1 pseudogene is annotated in these 386 nt (G+C 63.5%); it reads left to right on the top strand.

Going from position 1 to position 386, the window contains the following annotated elements:
- A pseudogene (locus M3673_RS18925) lies at window positions 1-386 on the top strand (DNA-directed RNA polymerase subunit beta); the annotation flags it as partial.

Raw genomic sequence — 386 nt, 5'->3', positions numbered from 1 at the left:
CCTGATGCCGCACGACCTGATCAACTCGAAGCCGATTTCGTCGGCGATTCGCGAGTTCTTCGGCTCGTCGCAGCTGTCGCAGTTCATGGACCAGACCAACCCGCTGTCGGAAATCACGCACAAGCGCCGTGTTTCCGCACTGGGCCCGGGCGGTCTGACGCGCGAACGCGCAGGCTTCGAAGTCCGCGACGTGCACCCGACCCACTACGGCCGCGTGTGCCCGATCGAAACGCCGGAAGGTCCGAACATCGGCCTGATCAACTCGCTCGCGCTGTACGCGCACCTGAACGAGTACGGCTTCCTCGAGACGCCGTACCGCAAGGTCGTGGACAGCAAGGTGACCGATCAGATCGACTACCTGTCGGCGATCGAGGAAGGCCGCTACA

The organism is Nocardioides sp. P86 (assembly GCF_023712465.1).
GTDB classification, from domain to species: domain Bacteria; phylum Actinomycetota; class Actinomycetes; order Propionibacteriales; family Nocardioidaceae; genus Nocardioides; species Nocardioides kribbensis.
This window is presented reverse-complemented; position numbering and strand designations above follow the sequence as displayed.